This window comes from Prevotella sp. S7-1-8, assembly GCF_000758925.1.
Classification (GTDB): Bacteria; Bacteroidota; Bacteroidia; order Bacteroidales; family Bacteroidaceae; genus Prevotella.
Genome location: NZ_JRNC01000038.1, coordinates 1 through 16,457, shown reverse-complemented (window position 1 = coordinate 16,457; position 16,457 = coordinate 1). Strand labels below are relative to the sequence as shown.

Annotated in this window: 16 protein-coding genes; 7 read left to right on the top strand and 9 right to left on the bottom strand. The window is 48.6% G+C overall.

Annotated features, from left to right (window positions below; all coding sequences use genetic code 11):
* Positions 1–35 precede the first annotated feature (35 nt).
* The 9 genes from HMPREF1640_RS06620 to HMPREF1640_RS06570 form a co-directional block, all read right to left on the bottom strand.
* Complete coding sequence (locus tag HMPREF1640_RS06620) at positions 36–1,772, bottom strand: RagB/SusD family nutrient uptake outer membrane protein (protein ID WP_036893433.1); 1,737 nt, start codon at positions 1,770–1,772, stop codon at positions 36–38.
* Positions 1,773–1,797: 25 nt separating this feature from the next.
* Positions 1,798–4,995, bottom strand: coding sequence for a TonB-dependent receptor (locus HMPREF1640_RS06615; RefSeq protein WP_052051753.1), 3,198 nt, complete (start codon positions 4,993–4,995; stop codon positions 1,798–1,800).
* A 207-nt stretch (positions 4,996–5,202) separates the two neighbouring features.
* Positions 5,203–6,432, bottom strand: a complete 1,230-nt coding sequence (locus tag HMPREF1640_RS06610; RefSeq protein WP_036893431.1) for an anaerobic sulfatase-maturation protein — start codon at positions 6,430–6,432, stop codon at positions 5,203–5,205.
* Positions 6,433–6,476: 44 nt separating this feature from the next.
* A complete protein-coding gene (locus tag HMPREF1640_RS06605) occupies positions 6,477–7,601 on the bottom strand; it encodes a 3-dehydroquinate synthase family protein (RefSeq protein ID WP_036893429.1) in 1,125 nt (374 codons plus the stop codon).
* 770 nt (positions 7,602–8,371) lie between these two features.
* The gene (locus HMPREF1640_RS13925; RefSeq protein ID WP_197051490.1) at positions 8,372–8,728 is read right to left on the bottom strand and encodes a hypothetical protein; all 357 of its coding nucleotides are present in this window, start codon (positions 8,726–8,728) and stop codon (positions 8,372–8,374) included.
* A 226-nt stretch (positions 8,729–8,954) separates the two neighbouring features.
* On the bottom strand, positions 8,955–9,527 hold the full coding sequence (gene purN / locus HMPREF1640_RS06585) for a phosphoribosylglycinamide formyltransferase (RefSeq protein WP_036893424.1): 573 nt from the start codon (positions 9,525–9,527) through the stop codon (positions 8,955–8,957).
* A 57-nt stretch (positions 9,528–9,584) separates the two neighbouring features.
* The gene (locus HMPREF1640_RS06580) at positions 9,585–10,079 is read right to left on the bottom strand and encodes an RNA-binding S4 domain-containing protein (protein WP_081935304.1); all 495 of its coding nucleotides are present in this window, start codon (positions 10,077–10,079) and stop codon (positions 9,585–9,587) included.
* Between the two features lie 69 nt (positions 10,080–10,148).
* Entirely contained in the window at positions 10,149–10,727 is a 579-nt protein-coding gene (gene pth, locus HMPREF1640_RS06575) for an aminoacyl-tRNA hydrolase (RefSeq protein ID WP_036893423.1), read from the bottom strand.
* Positions 10,728–10,734: 7 nt separating this feature from the next.
* A complete protein-coding gene (locus tag HMPREF1640_RS06570) occupies positions 10,735–11,361 on the bottom strand; it encodes a 50S ribosomal protein L25/general stress protein Ctc (protein ID WP_036893422.1) in 627 nt (208 codons plus the stop codon).
* Between the two features lie 229 nt (positions 11,362–11,590).
* Here HMPREF1640_RS06570 and nusB point away from each other — a divergent pair, with 229 nt between their 5' ends.
* From nusB to HMPREF1640_RS13680, 7 genes are all read left to right on the top strand, one after another.
* Positions 11,591–12,733, top strand: a complete 1,143-nt coding sequence (gene nusB / locus HMPREF1640_RS06565; RefSeq protein ID WP_036893421.1) for a transcription antitermination factor NusB — start codon at positions 11,591–11,593, stop codon at positions 12,731–12,733.
* Positions 12,734–12,766: 33 nt separating this feature from the next.
* The gene (gene yajC / locus HMPREF1640_RS06560; RefSeq protein WP_036893420.1) at positions 12,767–13,090 is read left to right on the top strand and encodes a preprotein translocase subunit YajC; all 324 of its coding nucleotides are present in this window, start codon (positions 12,767–12,769) and stop codon (positions 13,088–13,090) included.
* A complete protein-coding gene (locus HMPREF1640_RS06555; protein WP_036893419.1) occupies positions 13,083–14,060 on the top strand; it encodes a YbbR-like domain-containing protein in 978 nt (325 codons plus the stop codon). The genes yajC and HMPREF1640_RS06555 overlap by 8 nt, the downstream gene beginning before the upstream one ends.
* Positions 14,061–14,063: 3 nt before the next feature.
* Positions 14,064–14,630: a dephospho-CoA kinase gene (gene coaE, locus HMPREF1640_RS06550; protein WP_036893417.1), complete on the top strand. Its 567-nt coding sequence runs from the start codon at positions 14,064–14,066 to the stop codon at positions 14,628–14,630.
* 1 nt (position 14,631) lies between these two features.
* Entirely contained in the window at positions 14,632–15,066 is a 435-nt protein-coding gene (locus HMPREF1640_RS06545; protein ID WP_036893415.1) for a DUF5606 domain-containing protein, read from the top strand.
* Between the two features lie 105 nt (positions 15,067–15,171).
* A complete protein-coding gene (locus tag HMPREF1640_RS13685; protein WP_231565855.1) occupies positions 15,172–15,348 on the top strand; it encodes a hypothetical protein in 177 nt (58 codons plus the stop codon).
* Positions 15,349–15,351: 3 nt separating this feature from the next.
* Positions 15,352–15,591: a transposase gene (locus HMPREF1640_RS13680; protein WP_036893413.1), complete on the top strand. Its 240-nt coding sequence runs from the start codon at positions 15,352–15,354 to the stop codon at positions 15,589–15,591.
* The last annotated feature ends 866 nt before the right edge of the window (positions 15,592–16,457 follow it).

Genomic DNA, 16,457 nt, shown 5'->3' with positions numbered 1-16,457 from the left:
ACATTTTAAATTGAATGTGAACAGAATATTTGTTTTTACCAACCGGGATTGTTTTTGTTGATAAGCTTGTTGACCGCTATCTCGTTGGCCGGGATGGGGAAATAGTTGTACGCGTCGGATATTTGATAGTACGTATACACGTTGCTTGGGCCAAGCTTCCAGTTGGTTCCACTTTGCGCGCGCGCCGCCAAGGCGTTCATATCCTTGACGTATTCGCCCCATCTAATGAGGTCAAAGCGTCGCGTCATCTCGAAGCACAGTTCCATGGCGCGCTCGTCTTTGACAGCCTGTCTAAACTCGTCCTTGGTCATTCCGTCTTCTAACGGATTGATACCCGCGCGGCGGCGCACCGCGTTGATGCACTCGTAAGCCTTTGCCGTGGGTGCGTCGTTCACCTCGTTCTCGCATTCTGCGATCATCAACAGCACGTCAGCGTAACGCAAGATAGGGAAGTTGATGGAGGTGAAGTTCTTGTTCTTTTTGTCGGCCTCGTATTCACGACGCCACTTTCCGCACGCCAGGTCATAGTCTTTGGTCTCGTAGGTTTTCTCCCGATCGCCCTTTTTGGCCTTGGAATTGGTGTCGCCATAAGAGAAAGACTGGTTATAATACTGACCTTTCACCTCTTCTAACTTGCCCTTTTCGAATAGGCGGCCGTCCACTCCCTTGCCTTGCGCGGACTCGGTGTAAGTGAATGGGGCTATGCTCCAGTTCATTCGCTTGGTGTCTCCGTTAGCGACATACAGCTCGTATAGCTTGGGCGTGCTCCAAAAGAAGCAGTATCCAAATCCCGGATCGGCCTTGCCTGTAAGGTCTGTTTTGCTCGAAAGGTCGGGCGCCTGCATGCCTATGATATTGCCTACACGACCCTCCGTGCGAATATCCGTGGAGTAGTTACCGGTAAATTCTGCCTCCCACATACTCTCGTTGGCGGTTGAATTATATCGGTTGGCGCACTGGTCGATGAAAAAGTCCCAATAGTTGGGGGCAAGGTTAAACCCTCCCTCGTCTTTCACTTTTGACGCGAAGAAATCCGCCCGCTTGAAATATTCTTTTATTTTGGCCTCGTCTGGCGATGTCTTGTCTCGATAGTGTTCGCCCGCTCTGAACATGTACACTCTGGCCAAGATGCCCCAAGCGGTCTCTCTGGTCACTCTTCCGGGGCGATACGCGATGCTGGAGGCTTTTAGAAGGTCGTTGGAACTCTCTTCCATCTCTTTGCAAATAAAATCGTATATTTTGGCTTTTGGGGTGCGTTCTATGTCCAATCCTACCACTGTTTGTGTGGAATAGGTCCTGAAAGGAACGTCGCCCCAGCACTGTACCAAGTTGAAATAATAGAACGCGCGCAAGAAACGAGCCTCGGCAGAGTATATTTTTTTGTTCTTTTCGTTTATGTCAGACACTTTGTTTATCTCTTCCAAGAAGATGTTGGCGCGATTGATACCCGAGTAAAGCGTGTACCAAAAGGCGTAAACCGCGGGGTCGCTGGTTGTCGCGTTGTTGGAAATCAATCCCTCTTTGCTTGGCGCGCGTCCTGGGCCTCCGTAGGTTTCAAGGTCGTCGCCCCCCACAAGAAAAAAATATTGGTTGCCGTAAAACGATGTCTGCGTAAGTATGGCGTAGACCCCTCGAAGAAAAGACTCGGCCTCTGTTTCGTTGTTAAAGTAGTTGTTCGAGGTGGTTCTGGTCGGCTCTTTGTCGAGAAAGCTGCACGAACCAAGCCCAACTACCGTAGCCATGATTAATATAATAGACTTAAAGTATTTCATGTTTGAATGAGTTTGGATGGATAATTTAGAAAGTAAGGTTAACGCCAAAGCTTACGCTGCGAGCGCGAGGATAGGCCGAGAAGTCAAGGCCCGGGGTCAAGGCGCCGTCTCGAATTGACACCTCTGGGTCGTAGCCATAATAGCTCGAGAACGTGAGCAGGTTTTGCCCGGCGAGGTATAGGCGCAGTTTGTCTATGCCCCAGCGACTTGTCGTGGCCTTTGGCAGGGTGTACCCCAATGTCAATGTCTTGAGTCTCAAGAACGAGCCGTCTTCTATCACGCGCGTGGAGAACACGCGGTTGGAGCTTGAAGTGGTGGCTCGGGGTATGTCGCTGTTGGGGTTTTCCGCTGTCCACCTGTCGGCGTAACTTGCGTATTGGTTCAACTCGCGAGCCTTGTTCCACGAGCTTTCAAACATGAGGCGGTTGGCATTGAGAATGTCGTTGCCGTAAGACCACTGGAAAAACATGCTCAACTCAAAGCCATCATAGTTGAATGTGTTGGTAAATCCACCCGTGTGGATGGGCAGGCCGTTGCCAATCATGGTGCGGTCGTCGTCGTTGATGACACCGTCACCGTTGATGTCGCGGTATTTTGGCATACCGGGCTGTGTGTTGTTTTCGGACGCGAAGTGCGGCACGTTGGCTTTCAGCGTGTACGAATTGCCAGACTTGTTGAAGTCGTCGTACTTGTAAGTGCCGTCGTATATATAGCCAAACATGGCTCCCATGGAGTATCCCACCTTTGCGATGTAGCTGGTCTGGGTATTGAAGTTTTGGTCGAACTGCGCCGAGGTGAGCAGTGAGTTTTGGTTTTCGGCCAACGCCATCACCTTGTTCTTGTTAAAGGCTATGTTGAAATTGCTGCTCCATTCAAACTTTTTTGTTTTCACGTTGACGGTGTTAAGCGTAAACTCCAATCCTTGATTTCTCACTTTGCCAATATTTTTCATGGCACAGTTAAATCCGGACGAGGGGGCCAAGCTGGCCATCAGCAACAAGTCGCGCGTGGACTTGCTGTACAAATCGAGCGTCATGTTGACGCGCTCGTTCAAGAAACTAAGGTCGAGACCCAAGTTCCACTGTTCTGTCGTTTCCCATTTAAGGTCCCTGTTGGGTATGGTAAGGGGCACCATGCCTACGTTCCTGCCATCATTGTCATAAGGATACACGCCGCTTGGCACCGTGCCTAAATTGGCAAGGTTGCCGTTGGCGTCTTTCAGTAGCTCGTAAATGCCGTATGTGTCATATTCCCCCACGCGGTTGTTACCCGTCAATCCCCAGCTCAGGCGCAGCTTGCCGTTGCTCGCCACGTCTCGTATCGGGTTCCAAAAACGCTCTTCCGTAAAGTTCCAAGCCAATGAGCCCGATGGGAAATAGCCGAAACGGTTCTTGCCGCGAAACTTGGAGCTGCCGTCCGCGCGCATGGTGAAATTGCCGTAATATTTTGATTTGTAGTTGTAGTTGATCCGTCCGAAGAAAGACATCATTGCCCAGCTCGATACCGTCGAGTAGGTGCGGGTGGGCGTGCCTTGGCTCATGCCCGCCATTCCGAGGTTCTCGTTGGGAATGTTGATGGTCTTGAACTGATAGGACTCATAGTCGGAGTTTTGGAGAGAGAAACCCAACAGCGTGTTGAAAAAGTGTTGTTTTTTCAGGTTTGTCTGGTAGGTCAGGGTGTTTTCGTTCAGCCATGTGGCACGTTTGTAGCGTGTCACCTGTGCGTTCACTTTCTCGATGGATGTCTTTCCGCCGTAGCGTGTCTTGGAATTATTAAAGTTGTCCAAGTTCCAACGAGCGTCCGTATATCCGCCCGAAACCTTCAGTCTCAGTCCTTTCTTGATTTCATATTGTAGAAATCCGTTGAACTGCATATATGTGTTGTTTCGCTTGTTATACTCATTGTTGAGCGACATGTAGGGGTTGAAGCGGTAGTCGTTGGAGTTGTTCACGTCCTCGTCGGTGGCGTTCTCCAGCAGCGATGTCAGTGGCAGGCCCGGTTGTGTTACTGGGCGATAGCCCCACACGCTGTAAAATAGGTTGTTCATGCCCGAATAAGACGCTTGCGACGGCGACGCGCCCATTTGGTTGGTCTGCGAATAGTTTACATTCAGGCTCACCTTGAGTTTGTTTTTGTCTATCGTTGTGCCCAAGCGTCCCTGCGTGCGGTTGTAGTTGGAGTTGATCACGATGCCGTCTTGGTCAAAGTAAGACAGTGACGCGTTGTATCTCAAGCTTTTGTCGCCTCCGTTGATGCTCACGCTATGGCTCTGTATGGGCGCCGACTTGAAAATCATGTCCTGCCAGTTGTATTGCTCAATGTTGCGGTAGTCGTTCAGGGTCCACTGTTTGCCGTCGCGTTTCGCGAGGTAAGTGTCCGCGGTTTTCTCTGGGTACATCTCGTTCTGCAGGCTCACAAACTGGTACGCGTCCATCATTGGTATCTTGCGCGTTATGGTCTGCCAACCCACGCTGCCTTCGTATTGCACCTTGGGCTTGCCAGCTTGGCCGCTCTTGGTCGTGATGATGATAACGCCATTGGCGCCGCGAGCGCCGTATATGGCCGATGCCGACGCGTCTTTAAGTATGTCTACCGACTCGATGTCAGCAGGGTTGATGCTGCTCGCTATGGTTGGGTCTTCCACCGGGAAGCCATCCACTACATAGAGGGGAGAGTTGTCTTGGGTGAGCGAGTTGTTGCCTCGTATCACGATGTTCATCTTGGCACCCGGCGCGCCCTCGCCCGAACTCACGTTCACGCCGGCGATGCGGCCACCCAATGTTTGGTCGAACGAGCTTACGGGGGTGCTGGTCAGCTCTTTCACGTCGGCTTTGGCGACGGCTCCGGTGAGGTCGCGTTTCCGCACCTCTTGGTAGCCCACCACGACCACTTCGTTCAGCGTCTTGCGATCTTCTTTCATCACAATGTTGACGTTGTCGCCAGGCGCGACGCTCTTTTCCACGCTTTCATATCCGATATAAGAGAAAGTCAGCGTGGCTTTCTTTGTTTTGATGTCTAACGAGAACGAGCCGTCCAATCCGGTGACGGTGCCCATGGTGGTGTTTTTTACGGTCACCGTGACGCCCGGCAAGGTCTCGCCCGTTTCGTCTTTCACAATTCCCTTTACAAGAGATTGAGCGTAAGATACCGTCGCTGAGAAACAAAGCGTCAGCAAGATGGCACAGAATCTTAACTCTGCGAATTTAAGATTTCGCTTATTCATACACATTATATATTTAGGTTTTGATTTTTGGCGTTCAGGTAATGCTAATGCAAAAATAATCCTATAATCCGCAAGGCATGTATGACATTTGTACAAAATAATGCAGATATTGTACAAACGTAAAAGTTAATATTGCTTGTATCAGTGTATTAGCCCATTTCGTTTTCTTTGGTATAAATCACGATACCAGCCTTGTGGAATTGTCATCTATATCAATCGCCGCTTGACAGCTTGCATCACGTTGGCGGGCGGACGTTGGTGGAGCAGCTCGTTTCTCATAAAATTCATGTAGGGCGTGACAAAGTCGAAGAAGGCTTGGTATCCCTCGCAAAGATAGTTGAGCCCGGGGTTGCCGTAGCGATCTTTCGCAAATCGGTTTTTGGGGCATTCTCCATGACACGCGAACTCAAACCGGCACTCTTTGCATTGGCGTGGCAACGATTGGTGTTTCAACATGCTGAAACGCGATTGCTTCTCTCCGTAAAGCATCTCCGCGATGGTTTGCCGCCTGATATTGCCCAACTTGTATTCTGGAAACACGAAGTGGTCGCACGAATACACGTCGCCATTAAACTCCATCACGCCCGCGTGCCCGCACTCCTTGGCGTAAACGCACACGCCAGGCTGCGCGCCTACCCAGTTTGCCAATGTGGCGTCAAACAATTGGACGAATGTTGTCCCGACGTCATTTTGCACCCATTCCTTGAAAATGGCGCGCAGAAAATGTCCCCATTGCCGTGGCGTGACGGAGAAAGGGGCCGTTCGCGCCTCGCTGCCATCTTGCAGGCTGGCCAAGTGCCGGCCATCGGCGTGCGGCGATATTCGCTCAACAATGGGCGTGAATTGCAGAAATGCGCTGCCGTGTTCCTTGAAAAATTGGTAGAAGTCTACAGGGTGGTTGGCGTTGTAGTCGTTTACGACTGCCATCGCGTTCCATTCCACGCCATGTTTCTTGAGCAGCCTGATGCCTTGCATCACGTTTTTCCACGTGGGTTTTCCTGATTGTGCATGCCTGTAACGGTCGTGAAATTCTTGCGGTCCGTCAATGGATACTCCTACCAACCAGTTGTTGGCTTTCAGGAACTCGCACCATTCATCGGTAATCAAGCTGCCGTTGGTTTGTATCACGTTTGTTATCGCCCTGCCTTTGGCGTAGCGCCTCTGGAGCGCGATGGCTTTTTTGTAGAAAGCCAATGGGCGCGCCATCGGTTCGCCCCCATGCCACGTGAAAAGCACCTCGGGCGTGGTTTGTGCCTCGATATACTCCTGTGTGAACCGTTCTAACAGTTCTTCTGACATGATATGCCGTGGCTCGTTGTCGTATAGTTTTGATTTTTCGAGGTAGTAACAATAGTCGCATGCCATGTTGCAGTGCGCGCCTACCGGTTTTAACATGACGTATAGGGGTCTCGAAAAAGGAGCGATGGTGTCTGTCATTGTTTGTCGTGTCGTTTAGTAGAGTTTTGTGTAGTGTCCTTGGCTCAACCCTCCCTAAGGAAGTCGAGCGCCTCTTTTATCTCATCGTCGGAGGCTGTCTGGTTGATGCGTATGTCGCCAATGCCGCCCAGCAAGGTGAAATTGATGACACCGCCTTTGTTTTTTTTGTCGTGTGCCATCAGCTCGATCAGCTCCGGATAGTCATCGCAGGTGATGTCAAGTTGTCCGTAATGGTGGCGAATGAACCTCACGGTCTGCCGCATTGTGTCGGTGGGGAAGCCTGTCTTGACGGCTGAGAGATATAGCTCGCATACCAATCCGAAAGCCACGGCGTAACCGTGTGGCAATGGCTGCGCGCGCGATGGCGCGTCTTCGCTCTTCGCTTGGTTGTTTCTTGCCGTGCGCGCAGGTGGCTCGACGCCGTTGTTGACGCTTCTGAACGAGAAGCTCTCGAAGGCGTGCCCGAAGGTGTGCCCGAAGTTCAAGGCTTGTCGAGGGCCTTTTTCTTGGGGGTCTTGGGTTACGACGCGCTCTTTTACTTTTATGGAATCGGCGAGAATGCGCTGCAAATGCTCCAAGTCGGGGGTCGCGAGGTGAAAGTTTATCAACTCCGCCCAGTGCTTTTTGTTGGAGATGAGTCCGTGTTTCAGCATTTCGGCGTAGCCCGAACGCAGGTTGGTCGTATCCAGTGTTTTGAGGAAATCCGTGTCGATGATTACGTATTCCGCGTCGCTGAAAACGCCAATCTCATTTTTCAAGCCGCCGAAATTGATGCCCGTCTTTCCACCTACCGAGGCGTCTACCATGGCTAAGAGGGTGGTGGGAATATTGATAAAATTAATTCCTCGTTTGAAAGTGGAGGCCGCGAGGCCGCCGAGATCGGTCACCATTCCACCTCCAAGGTTGAGCAAGCATGAGTGGCGGGTAGCGCCTCCACGTTGCAAGGCTTGCCATACGTGGGTGAGAGAGTTGATATCCTTGTGACTGTCGGTAGGCTCGATAATGATGTGCCGTGCCCCTTTCAGTGAAAAAAGCGATTCTATCTTAGGCCAACATTTGCCATGAGTGATGGTGTCTGTAAGGACAAAAATCTTGTCGTGCTCACACTCTGAGATGGCAATGGCCAATGCCGTATTTATCTTTTGAGATACAATGACTCTCTGGTTCATGGTCCTAATTGTTTTATATCTGAACGGATGCTCTAAAATCAAGCTTATGGGTAGTACACCTTTTTTCACGTTTCGCGTTGCCATTATTTTCATGTACCGTCGTCGTTATTCCACACTTTTCCTTTAGTCGTATGGCCCGTTACGCACTTTCTTCAATCCAATAAACCAAGATAAGAAACGCATGCGTATTTGGTGGCAATTAGTTTTGGGCAGCCGCTAAGTACAAATATACAGATAAAAAATCATCATCATGCCAGATGGCGCACGCTAATTAACACTATTTAGTATTTTGGGAATGCCATTTCGCCCATGCTTGCTCGCGTCAGGAGATGGGATGTCGAAAGTTGTTTCTTTAAAAAAGATAAACCAAAAAACACGACAAAACACCTTGTGGGCGTGGCGTGTTTGCAAAAAACAAGGCAGATGGTTCAAAATACGCGAAAAATGAAGTGGCTTTGTATTGGCCAGAGTGTCAGCCCTTTGGGTGGACGCTTGCTTGGTCGGGCGCGAATGGTCGTGAGTTGAGCTCGCGATTGGCGCTCAATGGCTCGCCGATTCGGCATTAAAGGCGTGCCGATCAAAGCTCAATGGGCATGCGTTTTGGCGCAAAGCGTTTGGCCAATAGATACCAATGGCAAGACAGTCTTCGCGAAATGGTCGAGAGTTTGTATGAAAATGGTGCGAGCGCGGCTCAAAAATTTGTTAGCGGGCCACTATTCCTACCGCCTGTTTTTGTGATATAAAATTGACAAAAAGAGTTGGGTCGGCCCTCAAAAACACTGCATGGCATTCTTCTTTGGAATCCATGGGGTTGATTGGCGTCGAGTGTTTTGCTCCTGTCTTCCGCGGCGCCATGCGACCACTCTTTCGTCAAGGCGCAAAAGAAGCCTCGCGGCCCTTTTGAAGTTAAACGCGGCAGCCGCAAGCATGACATTGGCGGAGACTCCGAAGAGACCCTTGCGGAAGTTCCTCCCTGGCCGATGGGCCGCCGCGAGGCAGCCTGTGACAGGCTCTGCCGCCGACCTGTATGCCGCCCTCTCGCAGGCTCGCGAGGGCAGCCCCTCGCTGTGGAGGATGACGCTGCCGTTGTTGGCGGCATCCAACGCGGCGACGCCCTTGCTTGCCATGGTCGCCACATGCCTGTTGGTTTTGAAAGGCACGACAAGACAACGCCGAAGTTGGCATGGGCGTGGCGGTTGTCATGGACGCCATGGTGGGAGATTCTATGCAAGTGGGGGAACAAGGGGCGCATGCGAAAACAGAGGCTATGGGCGAACGTGTCTTCATCTATAGCCCCTATAGTCAAGCGTTGGCTTTAAGATTTGGATGGCGTCTTTTCCGATCCAAATGTTGCTACTTGTTGCTTAAAATAATTTTTTCGATAATTTGTGGGAAATATTTCATCTCCAGGACATGCTCTTTCGCCGCGATGGTATCAGGATTGTCATCGGGCGCAAGGGGCGTTTTGCGCTGGGCTATGATTTCTCCTCCATCTATTTCGGAGCTTACCCAGTGTACGGTCATGCCCGTTTCTTTCTCGCCAGCAGCCTTGACGGCCTCGTGTACGTGGTGCCCCCACATGCCCTTGCCACCAAACTTGGGCAAGAGCGCGGGATGAAGGTTAAGCATCTTGTGTGGATAAGCCTTGATGAGAAAATCTGGAATGAATAGTAAAAAGCCCGCCAACACTATGAAATCAATGTTGTGGCGCTCGAGTATAGGCATGAGTTTGGCCTCGTTGTTGAAATCGGCCTTGGATAGAACGCATGTTTCCACGCCTGATTTTTGCGCGCGCACGAGCGCGTAAGCGTCGGCTTTGTTGCTGAGTACAAGATTGATATTGATATCGTTGGAGCCTTGAAAATAGCGTATGATATTCTCGCAGTTGGTTCCGCTGCCCGATACAAAGATGGCGATGTGTGTCATGGAGGTGATGGTGCAAGAGGGTTTCTAAATGTTGGAACAGGTGGTAGTGTAGGTGGGTCAGTCTATGTCGTCCCAGCCGTCATCGTCCCAGCCGAACATAGTGGGCGTGACAAAAGCCTCGAGAGCTCTGCGGTCTTTTTTCGTGGGGCGACCTGTGCCACGCGCCCTGTCCACGAAGCCGCTTATGCGACTCATCTCCAACAACTCGTATTGTTTGGGGTCGGTGATGTTCTCGTACACCTGTGATACCATTTTAGCTCCTACGCGCCGCTCTATACAAGACAGCACCTTGAAGGAATAGGTAATGGGTGGCTTCTTCACGTTGATGATCTCGCCAACCTTGATGGCTCGGCTGGGTTTGGCGTTAATGTCGCCTACCGTGACGCGGTTGTTCTTGATGGCATCGGCAGCCACGGAGCGCGTCTTGAAAATGCGTGCCGCCCACAGCCATTTGTCAATGCGAGCGGAGGCGCCGCACTTGGGTAACGGCTTGGCGTTGGTCGCGCTTATGGATTGGCTCGCGTCGTTTTCGGGTTTGGTATTGTCTGACATGATGGATAAATGGATTAAAATGAGCGGCCGTGGCGTGGTGCCCATTCTTGACGGTCGAAACAGAAGCTGCTATCGTTTACGTTTGCCCATGCTGTTGAATTGGTTCATCGTGGCGTTGATGCCTTGGAGAACAAAGCTCTTGATGATATTGATGGACGTGTCAATGGTGGGCAGGAGTGTTTGCGTCTCGTCTTCGCTGTAGCGGCCGAGCACCCAGTCTACTTGTGCGCCATGAGGATAATCGTTGCCCACGCCTATGCGCAGTCGGGCGTAATTGGCGCCAATGAGCTGAATGATATGCCCCAAGCCATTGTGCCCACCGTCGCTGCCGCTGGCCTTGAGACGATAATCGCCCAAGGGAAGTGCCACGTCGTCACTGATAACGAGTAGGCGGCTTTGGTCTATTTTCTCTTGGTTGAGCCAATATCGCACAGCGTTGCCACTGAGATTCATAAACGTGGATGGTTTGAGCAGAAAGATTTTTCGCCCTTTGAGAGAAGTCTCGGCGACAAAACCGTAACGTTTATCCTCAAAACAAATATTGGACGCCTTGGCAAAGGCGTCCAATATCATAAATCCTGTATTGTGCCGGGTGCCAGCGTATTCGTCGCCGGGATTGCCCAATCCACAAATTAAATACTTGTCCATGGATGAATTACTCGCCCTCCGCAGGTGTCTCTGTCGTCTCTTCTTCCGGAGCTTCCGCCTCGGCTTGGACAGCGTTGCGCGTCATCTTGATGGAGCAAACCACGACGTCTTTGCTTGTCGCGAGCTCCAGACCTTCAAATGACAAATTGCCTACCTTGATACTCTTGCCAATCTTGAGGGCTGTAACATCGATGTCAAGATGCTCGGGTATCTGTTGGTAAGGCGCCGTGACAGCTATCTTGCGAATGGAAAGGTTCATGCGTCCACCATCGCGGACACCTTGCGCAAGACCTGTCAATTTGACGGGAATGCCAATGGTGATGGGCTGCTGGTCGTTCACTTCGTAGAAATCAACATGCAAGGGGGCGTCGGTTACTGGATGAAACTGGATTTCTTTCATCACGGCAGTGTGGCTTGCGCCATCGATGTCTATCTTGATGACGTAAATATGCGGTGTGTAGATAATCTTGCGCAGCTCGCTAAAAGGCGACGCGAACGCCAAGGCTACAGGTTTTCCATCTTTCTTTTCCTCGCCATAGAGGTTGCAAGGAATCATGCCTTGTTTGCGAATGGCTTTAGAAGCTTTTTTACCAAGGGCCTCCCGCTTCTGACCTGTGATACTAATTTCTTTCATGATCTTTCTTTTAAATGTGTTACTCTAAATTAAATTGTAGTGTTAATTCGCCATCACACTGGAAATCATTTCGCCAAAGTGAAAATGCGATGCAAAATTACCCTTTTTATTTGAAATGTGCAAAGTTTTTCTAAAAAATAAGGTTTTATTCAGGCGTTTCTTGCAAGTATATGGAATTTTGGTTACATTTGCAGATATTAAAAATAAATATCTTTGAATCATAAGGCCAATGATTAATCGTGATTTAATACGTATTAAGGTACTCCAGTTAACCTACGCATACTATCAAAACGGTAACAAAAATATCGACATCGCAGAAAAAGAGCTGCTCTTCAGCCTGTCAAAAGCATACGACTTATACAATCTTCTCTTGGCGCTTGTTGTCGCCGTAACCAAAGAAGAGCGGCGGCGTATGGACTTGTTGACGCAGAGGGCGGCGCGCGAGGGGCTTGAGCCACCCTCGCAGAAATTTGCGTTCAACCAGTTCGCGGTGCAATTGGAGGAAAACAAGATGCTGAATTCTTTTCTTGAGGACAAGAAACTGTCGTGGGAGGATGATATAGAGTTCGTGAGGAAACTGTGCAACCAAATAGAGCAAAGCCAGCTTTACGCTGAATATATGTCTACTCCTGAAAATGATTATGAAACGGACAGGGAACTTTGGCGTAGGCTATACAAGTTGTTCATACAAGAAAATACAGATTTGGACGCGCTCTTGGAGGAGAAAAGCCTGTATTGGAATGACGACAAGGAGACGGTGGACACTTTCGTGCTCAAAACCATTAAACGGTTTGAGCTTGGGAACAAGAGCAAGCAAGAGTTGCTGCCGGAGTACAAAGACGACGAAGATAAAGAGTTTGCCCGCAAGCTTTTTCGCGCCACGATACTTAACGCGGATAATTATCAACGCTATATGAGCGAGACTTCTCGTAATTGGGATTTCTCTCGTTTGGCCTATATGGATGTGGTCATCATGCAAATAGCCATCGCCGAAATGCTCAATTTTCCAGGCATTCCCGTCATGGTGACGATAAACGAGTTTGTGGAGCTGGCCAAATTGTATTCCACGCCGCGCAGTGGCTCTTATATTAATGGCATGCTTGACGCCATAGCTCGCTACCTGATAGGCGAGGGAAAGATGCTCAAGGACATGCCCGAGCCGCGCCAACGTTTCTCGCACGATGATAGCAGGCGCGACAAAGAAGAGGGAAGCGGACCCGTGAGGTTTGTGCACAGGCCTCGTATCAATGAGCAAACACAATCAGAAGCTAACGACACGGACAACCAATTGGGTGCGCGGGCCAATATTGAGGCTGGCGACATGGCGGATTCTTCGATCGAAGAAACGCCCATGGACATGACGAAAGAATAAATAATTTTTAGAAAATCAAATAACGTATAGACAATGAGTGCATTAATGTTGGCTGCCCAGGCAGCTCAAGGTGGAGGAGGCATGGGAGGCATGCTTATTATGATGGTGGTTATTTTTGCCATCATGTGGTTTTTCATGATTCGCCCACAACAAAAAAAACAAAAAAAGATACGCGAGTTTCAAAACTCTCTACAGGAAGGATCCAAAGTGGTAACCGGGGGTGGAATCTATGGAACGGTAAAGCGTTTAGACGCCACCACAAACACTGTTGACGTGGAAATCGCCCGTGGCGTGGTTATATCCGTGGACAAGGGCTATGTGTTTGCGGACGTAAGTCAGCAACAACCTAATGCGTAGGCTGAAGAAAATATATAATATCGTCAGGGGCTTCTTGTTCGGATTGCTGAACAAGGAGTTCTTGATTTTTCTATTCTTTCTTTTTCTCAGTGGCATCTTTTGGTTGATGATGACACTCAATGAAACTTATGAGAGAGAACTCCCGGTTGCTGTTCGTATTAACGGCGTGCCCAAAAACGTGGTAATAACCACTGACATATCAGACACGATGTATGTCACTGTGCGTGACAAGGGATTTATTTTGGCGTCATATTCTTTAAGCAAACGCATACGCCCCATCGCGCTCAACTTCTCAACTTACGCCAATAGGCAGTCCGGCCATGGCCAAATCCCATTGTCTGATTTGCAGCGATTGGTGAGACAAAGGATATTCGCATCTTCGACAATCGTGTCTGTCAAAATAGAAAAACCTGATTTTTATTTTAACTATGGGCGTAACAAGAGAGTGAAGGTGAAACTTGTAGGTAATATCATTCCTCGCAAGAACTATTATTTATCCCACGTTCAGTTTGTTCCGGACAAGGTGATAATTTATGCGTCGGCAGCGAAATTGGATAGTATTAATGCGGTTTTTACCGAATACCAAAACGTTGTCAACTTTGACGACACGGTGGTGAAAACGGTAAGGTTGAAAGCTATGACAGGAGTGAAGATAGTGCCGCAGAGTGTCAAGTTGTCATTGTATCCGGATATATTGACAGAAGAGAGTGTGGTTGTGCCTATCACGGCCATCAACAAACCGGAGAATTTAACCGTCCGGACATTCCCGCAGAAGGTAAGGGTGCATTTCACGGTAGGGGCTAGTGTGTTCAGAACTATCAAGTCATCTGACTTCAGGGTTGTGGTAGACTATCGAGAAGTGGCTGCCCGGAGAAGTGAGAAGTGTAAACTTTATTTGCAAAACAAGCCTCGCGGTGTGGGTAACGTCAGAATGGAAATGGAACAGGTGGACTATCTCATCGAACAATAGGCCATGAAAATAGCGATAACCGGTGGTATAGGAAGTGGGAAAAGCTATGTGTGCCAATATCTTCGACAACTTGGTATACATGTCTATGACTGTGATGCGGCGGCTAAACGATTGTTGGCTGAAGACACACGCATCCGGCAATCCCTACGCCAGCTTGTAGGTAACGAGGTCTATGCGGATGGCGTGTTGCGAAAAAAAATATTGGCTCAATATATTCTAAAATCCGCGCAAAACAAACAAGCTGTTAACGATGTGGTTCATCCTGCGGTCGCTCTTGATTTCTTACACAGCGGCTACTCATGGTTGGAGAGCGCCATTCTCTTTGAAAGCGGGTTTGACAAACGTGTCGATTTCGATCGCGTCGTATGCGTCAGCGCGCCGCTCAAAACGCGAGTTGACCGCATTGTGCGGCGCGATGGCATCAGTGAGGAGAAGGCCTTGCAGTGGATAAACTGCCAAATGGCGCAAGAAAAAATGGAGAACCGGTCAAACTACGTTATAATAAACGATGGTGAAAAAAATATAGAAGAACAATTTAAAGAATTATTTAACAATATAAACAAGAAATAAAATGGAAACAATACTGTCAATTTCTGGTAAGCCAGGACTGTACAAACTCGTGTCACGTGGCAAGGCAAACCTCATAGTAGAGACGCTCGCGGAGCCTTGTCGCCGTATGCCAGTGTTCGCGTCTGACAGGGTAACAAGTTTGGCTGATATTGCGATGTACACCAACGAGGATGACGTGCCTTTGTGGCAAGTGTTTGACAATGTTGGGAAAAAAGAGGATAGCAAAGAGGCTTCTATCAATTATAAGAAGTGCTCGAGCAAAGAGCTTCGCGCGTATTTTGCCGAAATATTGCCCAACTATGACCAAGATCGCGTGCATGACAGTGACATAAAAAAACTCTTGCAATGGTATAATATCTTGGTGAAAAGCGGAAACACCAACTTCAAAGAGCTGCTCTCGCCTACAGAGGGTGATAATGTGGACGATCGAAAATAATCGGATTTTAACACTGGCATAACTTGTTGGTTATTGCTGTCCGGTAAAACTCAAAAATGGCACGCGTGAGATGCAATTTCGAACATCTGGCGGCTGACGATAAAAATGCCGCCCATATTTATCGAAACGATAGCCATGCTTTATGAGTTGGAGGAAAACCTCAGGCACAAGAAAGTCCCACCCGAGGAAGTTGAGACGGAGCGAAAAGCTAAAGCTTACTCCATCCTTAAGTATTTGGAGACTTATATGCTGGATGTACACAAGCAGTACACCGCTGGCTAAGCTATGGAGAAGGCGTTGCGTTATGCCTTCACCGTATGGATACGCGTTGTCAGGTACGTGCAGGACGGACGCTTCAACATAGACAACAATCTCATGGAGCAAGCCATCAGGCCTATCACGCTTGGAAGAAAGAATTATCTGTTCTGTGTCGACAATGAAGAGGGGGCGGAGAACGATGTCATCTTCTACGCCTGCATGGCGTGTTGCAGGGAAGCAGACATAGAGCCACGTAAAATGGATTAGAGAGGTCCTTTCAAAGCCACTGCCAGAAATGACGGAGTAGGAGCTAACAAGAATACTGCCTTCAAATTTCAAGTACACAAATAACCCTTATATGCTGCCAGGCACATAAGGGTTATTTGTTAGTGTGAAAGACGGCTAATATTGGATGATTATGGCGTTTCTTGTCTTGCCATTTCCATGCATACCTACATGCACTATGGGTGGAAGAATTTGTTTCATGTGTTTGATGTGTCAAAAAAAATCACCAAAAACAACACTTTGCGGATTGTCCAATCCGTGCAGGATAACCGAGACTAATGACCCAAAAATACAGACGTGACATCGCAAAAAAACGCAATTAGCACGCGATAAATACATAATCAACGTGCATTTAGCCCATAATGGCAAGCTGATTAGAACGTAGACGCCACCCCACTAACCACTAATCATACCTCGATTAGTGCTTAATGACAAACCGAACAGAAAAATTCTTATAAGCAAACTGTTGAGAGAATACTACAACTGTATAATATATAGGTGCTTATAGAAAACTCTCATTTCTCGCATATTTGCCAGCTATCTGTAGGATTTTTACAAATAAACGATTTTTGAGAGACTGCTTGTAGTAATTTTTCACCATATTTTTTTGTTTTATTGATTATACCATGCCCTTTATTATCCTTATTAAACAAATACCTAAAACTTTCTACTTGATTGACCATACGGTGTTACTTACAACTACACTTAGAGCTATATTCACTCAAAAATCTGAACTAATGAGGCGTATTCACACACTTGCCTCTCCCATATTAACTGTGGATTGATAACATTCAACTCATGCTGCTGTCTTACAAGCATGATGTAAAAAAATAACCACAGGCAACGGA

Excerpts from the sequence above, each read along its gene's own strand:
- HMPREF1640_RS13685 (WP_231565855.1), top strand. The coding sequence starts at position 15,172 with ATGCCGCCCATATTTATCGAAACGATAGCCATGCTTTATGAGTTGGAG.
- nusB (WP_036893421.1), top strand. The coding sequence starts at position 11,591 with ATGATTAATCGTGATTTAATACGTATTAAGGTACTCCAGTTAACCTAC.
- purN (WP_036893424.1), bottom strand. The coding sequence starts at position 9,527 with ATGACACACATCGCCATCTTTGTATCGGGCAGCGGAACCAACTGCGAG.
- HMPREF1640_RS06570 (WP_036893422.1), bottom strand. The coding sequence starts at position 11,361 with ATGAAAGAAATTAGTATCACAGGTCAGAAGCGGGAGGCCCTTGGTAAA.
- coaE (WP_036893417.1), top strand. The coding sequence starts at position 14,064 with ATGAAAATAGCGATAACCGGTGGTATAGGAAGTGGGAAAAGCTATGTG.
- yajC (WP_036893420.1), top strand. The coding sequence starts at position 12,767 with ATGAGTGCATTAATGTTGGCTGCCCAGGCAGCTCAAGGTGGAGGAGGC.
- HMPREF1640_RS06615 (WP_052051753.1), bottom strand. The coding sequence starts at position 4,995 with ATGAATAAGCGAAATCTTAAATTCGCAGAGTTAAGATTCTGTGCCATC.
- HMPREF1640_RS06610 (WP_036893431.1), bottom strand. The coding sequence starts at position 6,432 with ATGACAGACACCATCGCTCCTTTTTCGAGACCCCTATACGTCATGTTA.
- HMPREF1640_RS06555 (WP_036893419.1), top strand. The coding sequence starts at position 13,083 with ATGCGTAGGCTGAAGAAAATATATAATATCGTCAGGGGCTTCTTGTTC.
- HMPREF1640_RS06580 (WP_081935304.1), bottom strand. The coding sequence starts at position 10,079 with ATGTCAGACAATACCAAACCCGAAAACGACGCGAGCCAATCCATAAGC.
- HMPREF1640_RS06620 (WP_036893433.1), bottom strand. The coding sequence starts at position 1,772 with ATGAAATACTTTAAGTCTATTATATTAATCATGGCTACGGTAGTTGGG.
- HMPREF1640_RS13925 (WP_197051490.1), bottom strand. The coding sequence starts at position 8,728 with ATGGCAAGCAAGGGCGTCGCCGCGTTGGATGCCGCCAACAACGGCAGC.
- HMPREF1640_RS13680 (WP_036893413.1), top strand. The coding sequence starts at position 15,352 with ATGGAGAAGGCGTTGCGTTATGCCTTCACCGTATGGATACGCGTTGTC.
- HMPREF1640_RS06605 (WP_036893429.1), bottom strand. The coding sequence starts at position 7,601 with ATGAACCAGAGAGTCATTGTATCTCAAAAGATAAATACGGCATTGGCC.
- pth (WP_036893423.1), bottom strand. The coding sequence starts at position 10,727 with ATGGACAAGTATTTAATTTGTGGATTGGGCAATCCCGGCGACGAATAC.
- HMPREF1640_RS06545 (WP_036893415.1), top strand. The coding sequence starts at position 14,632 with ATGGAAACAATACTGTCAATTTCTGGTAAGCCAGGACTGTACAAACTC.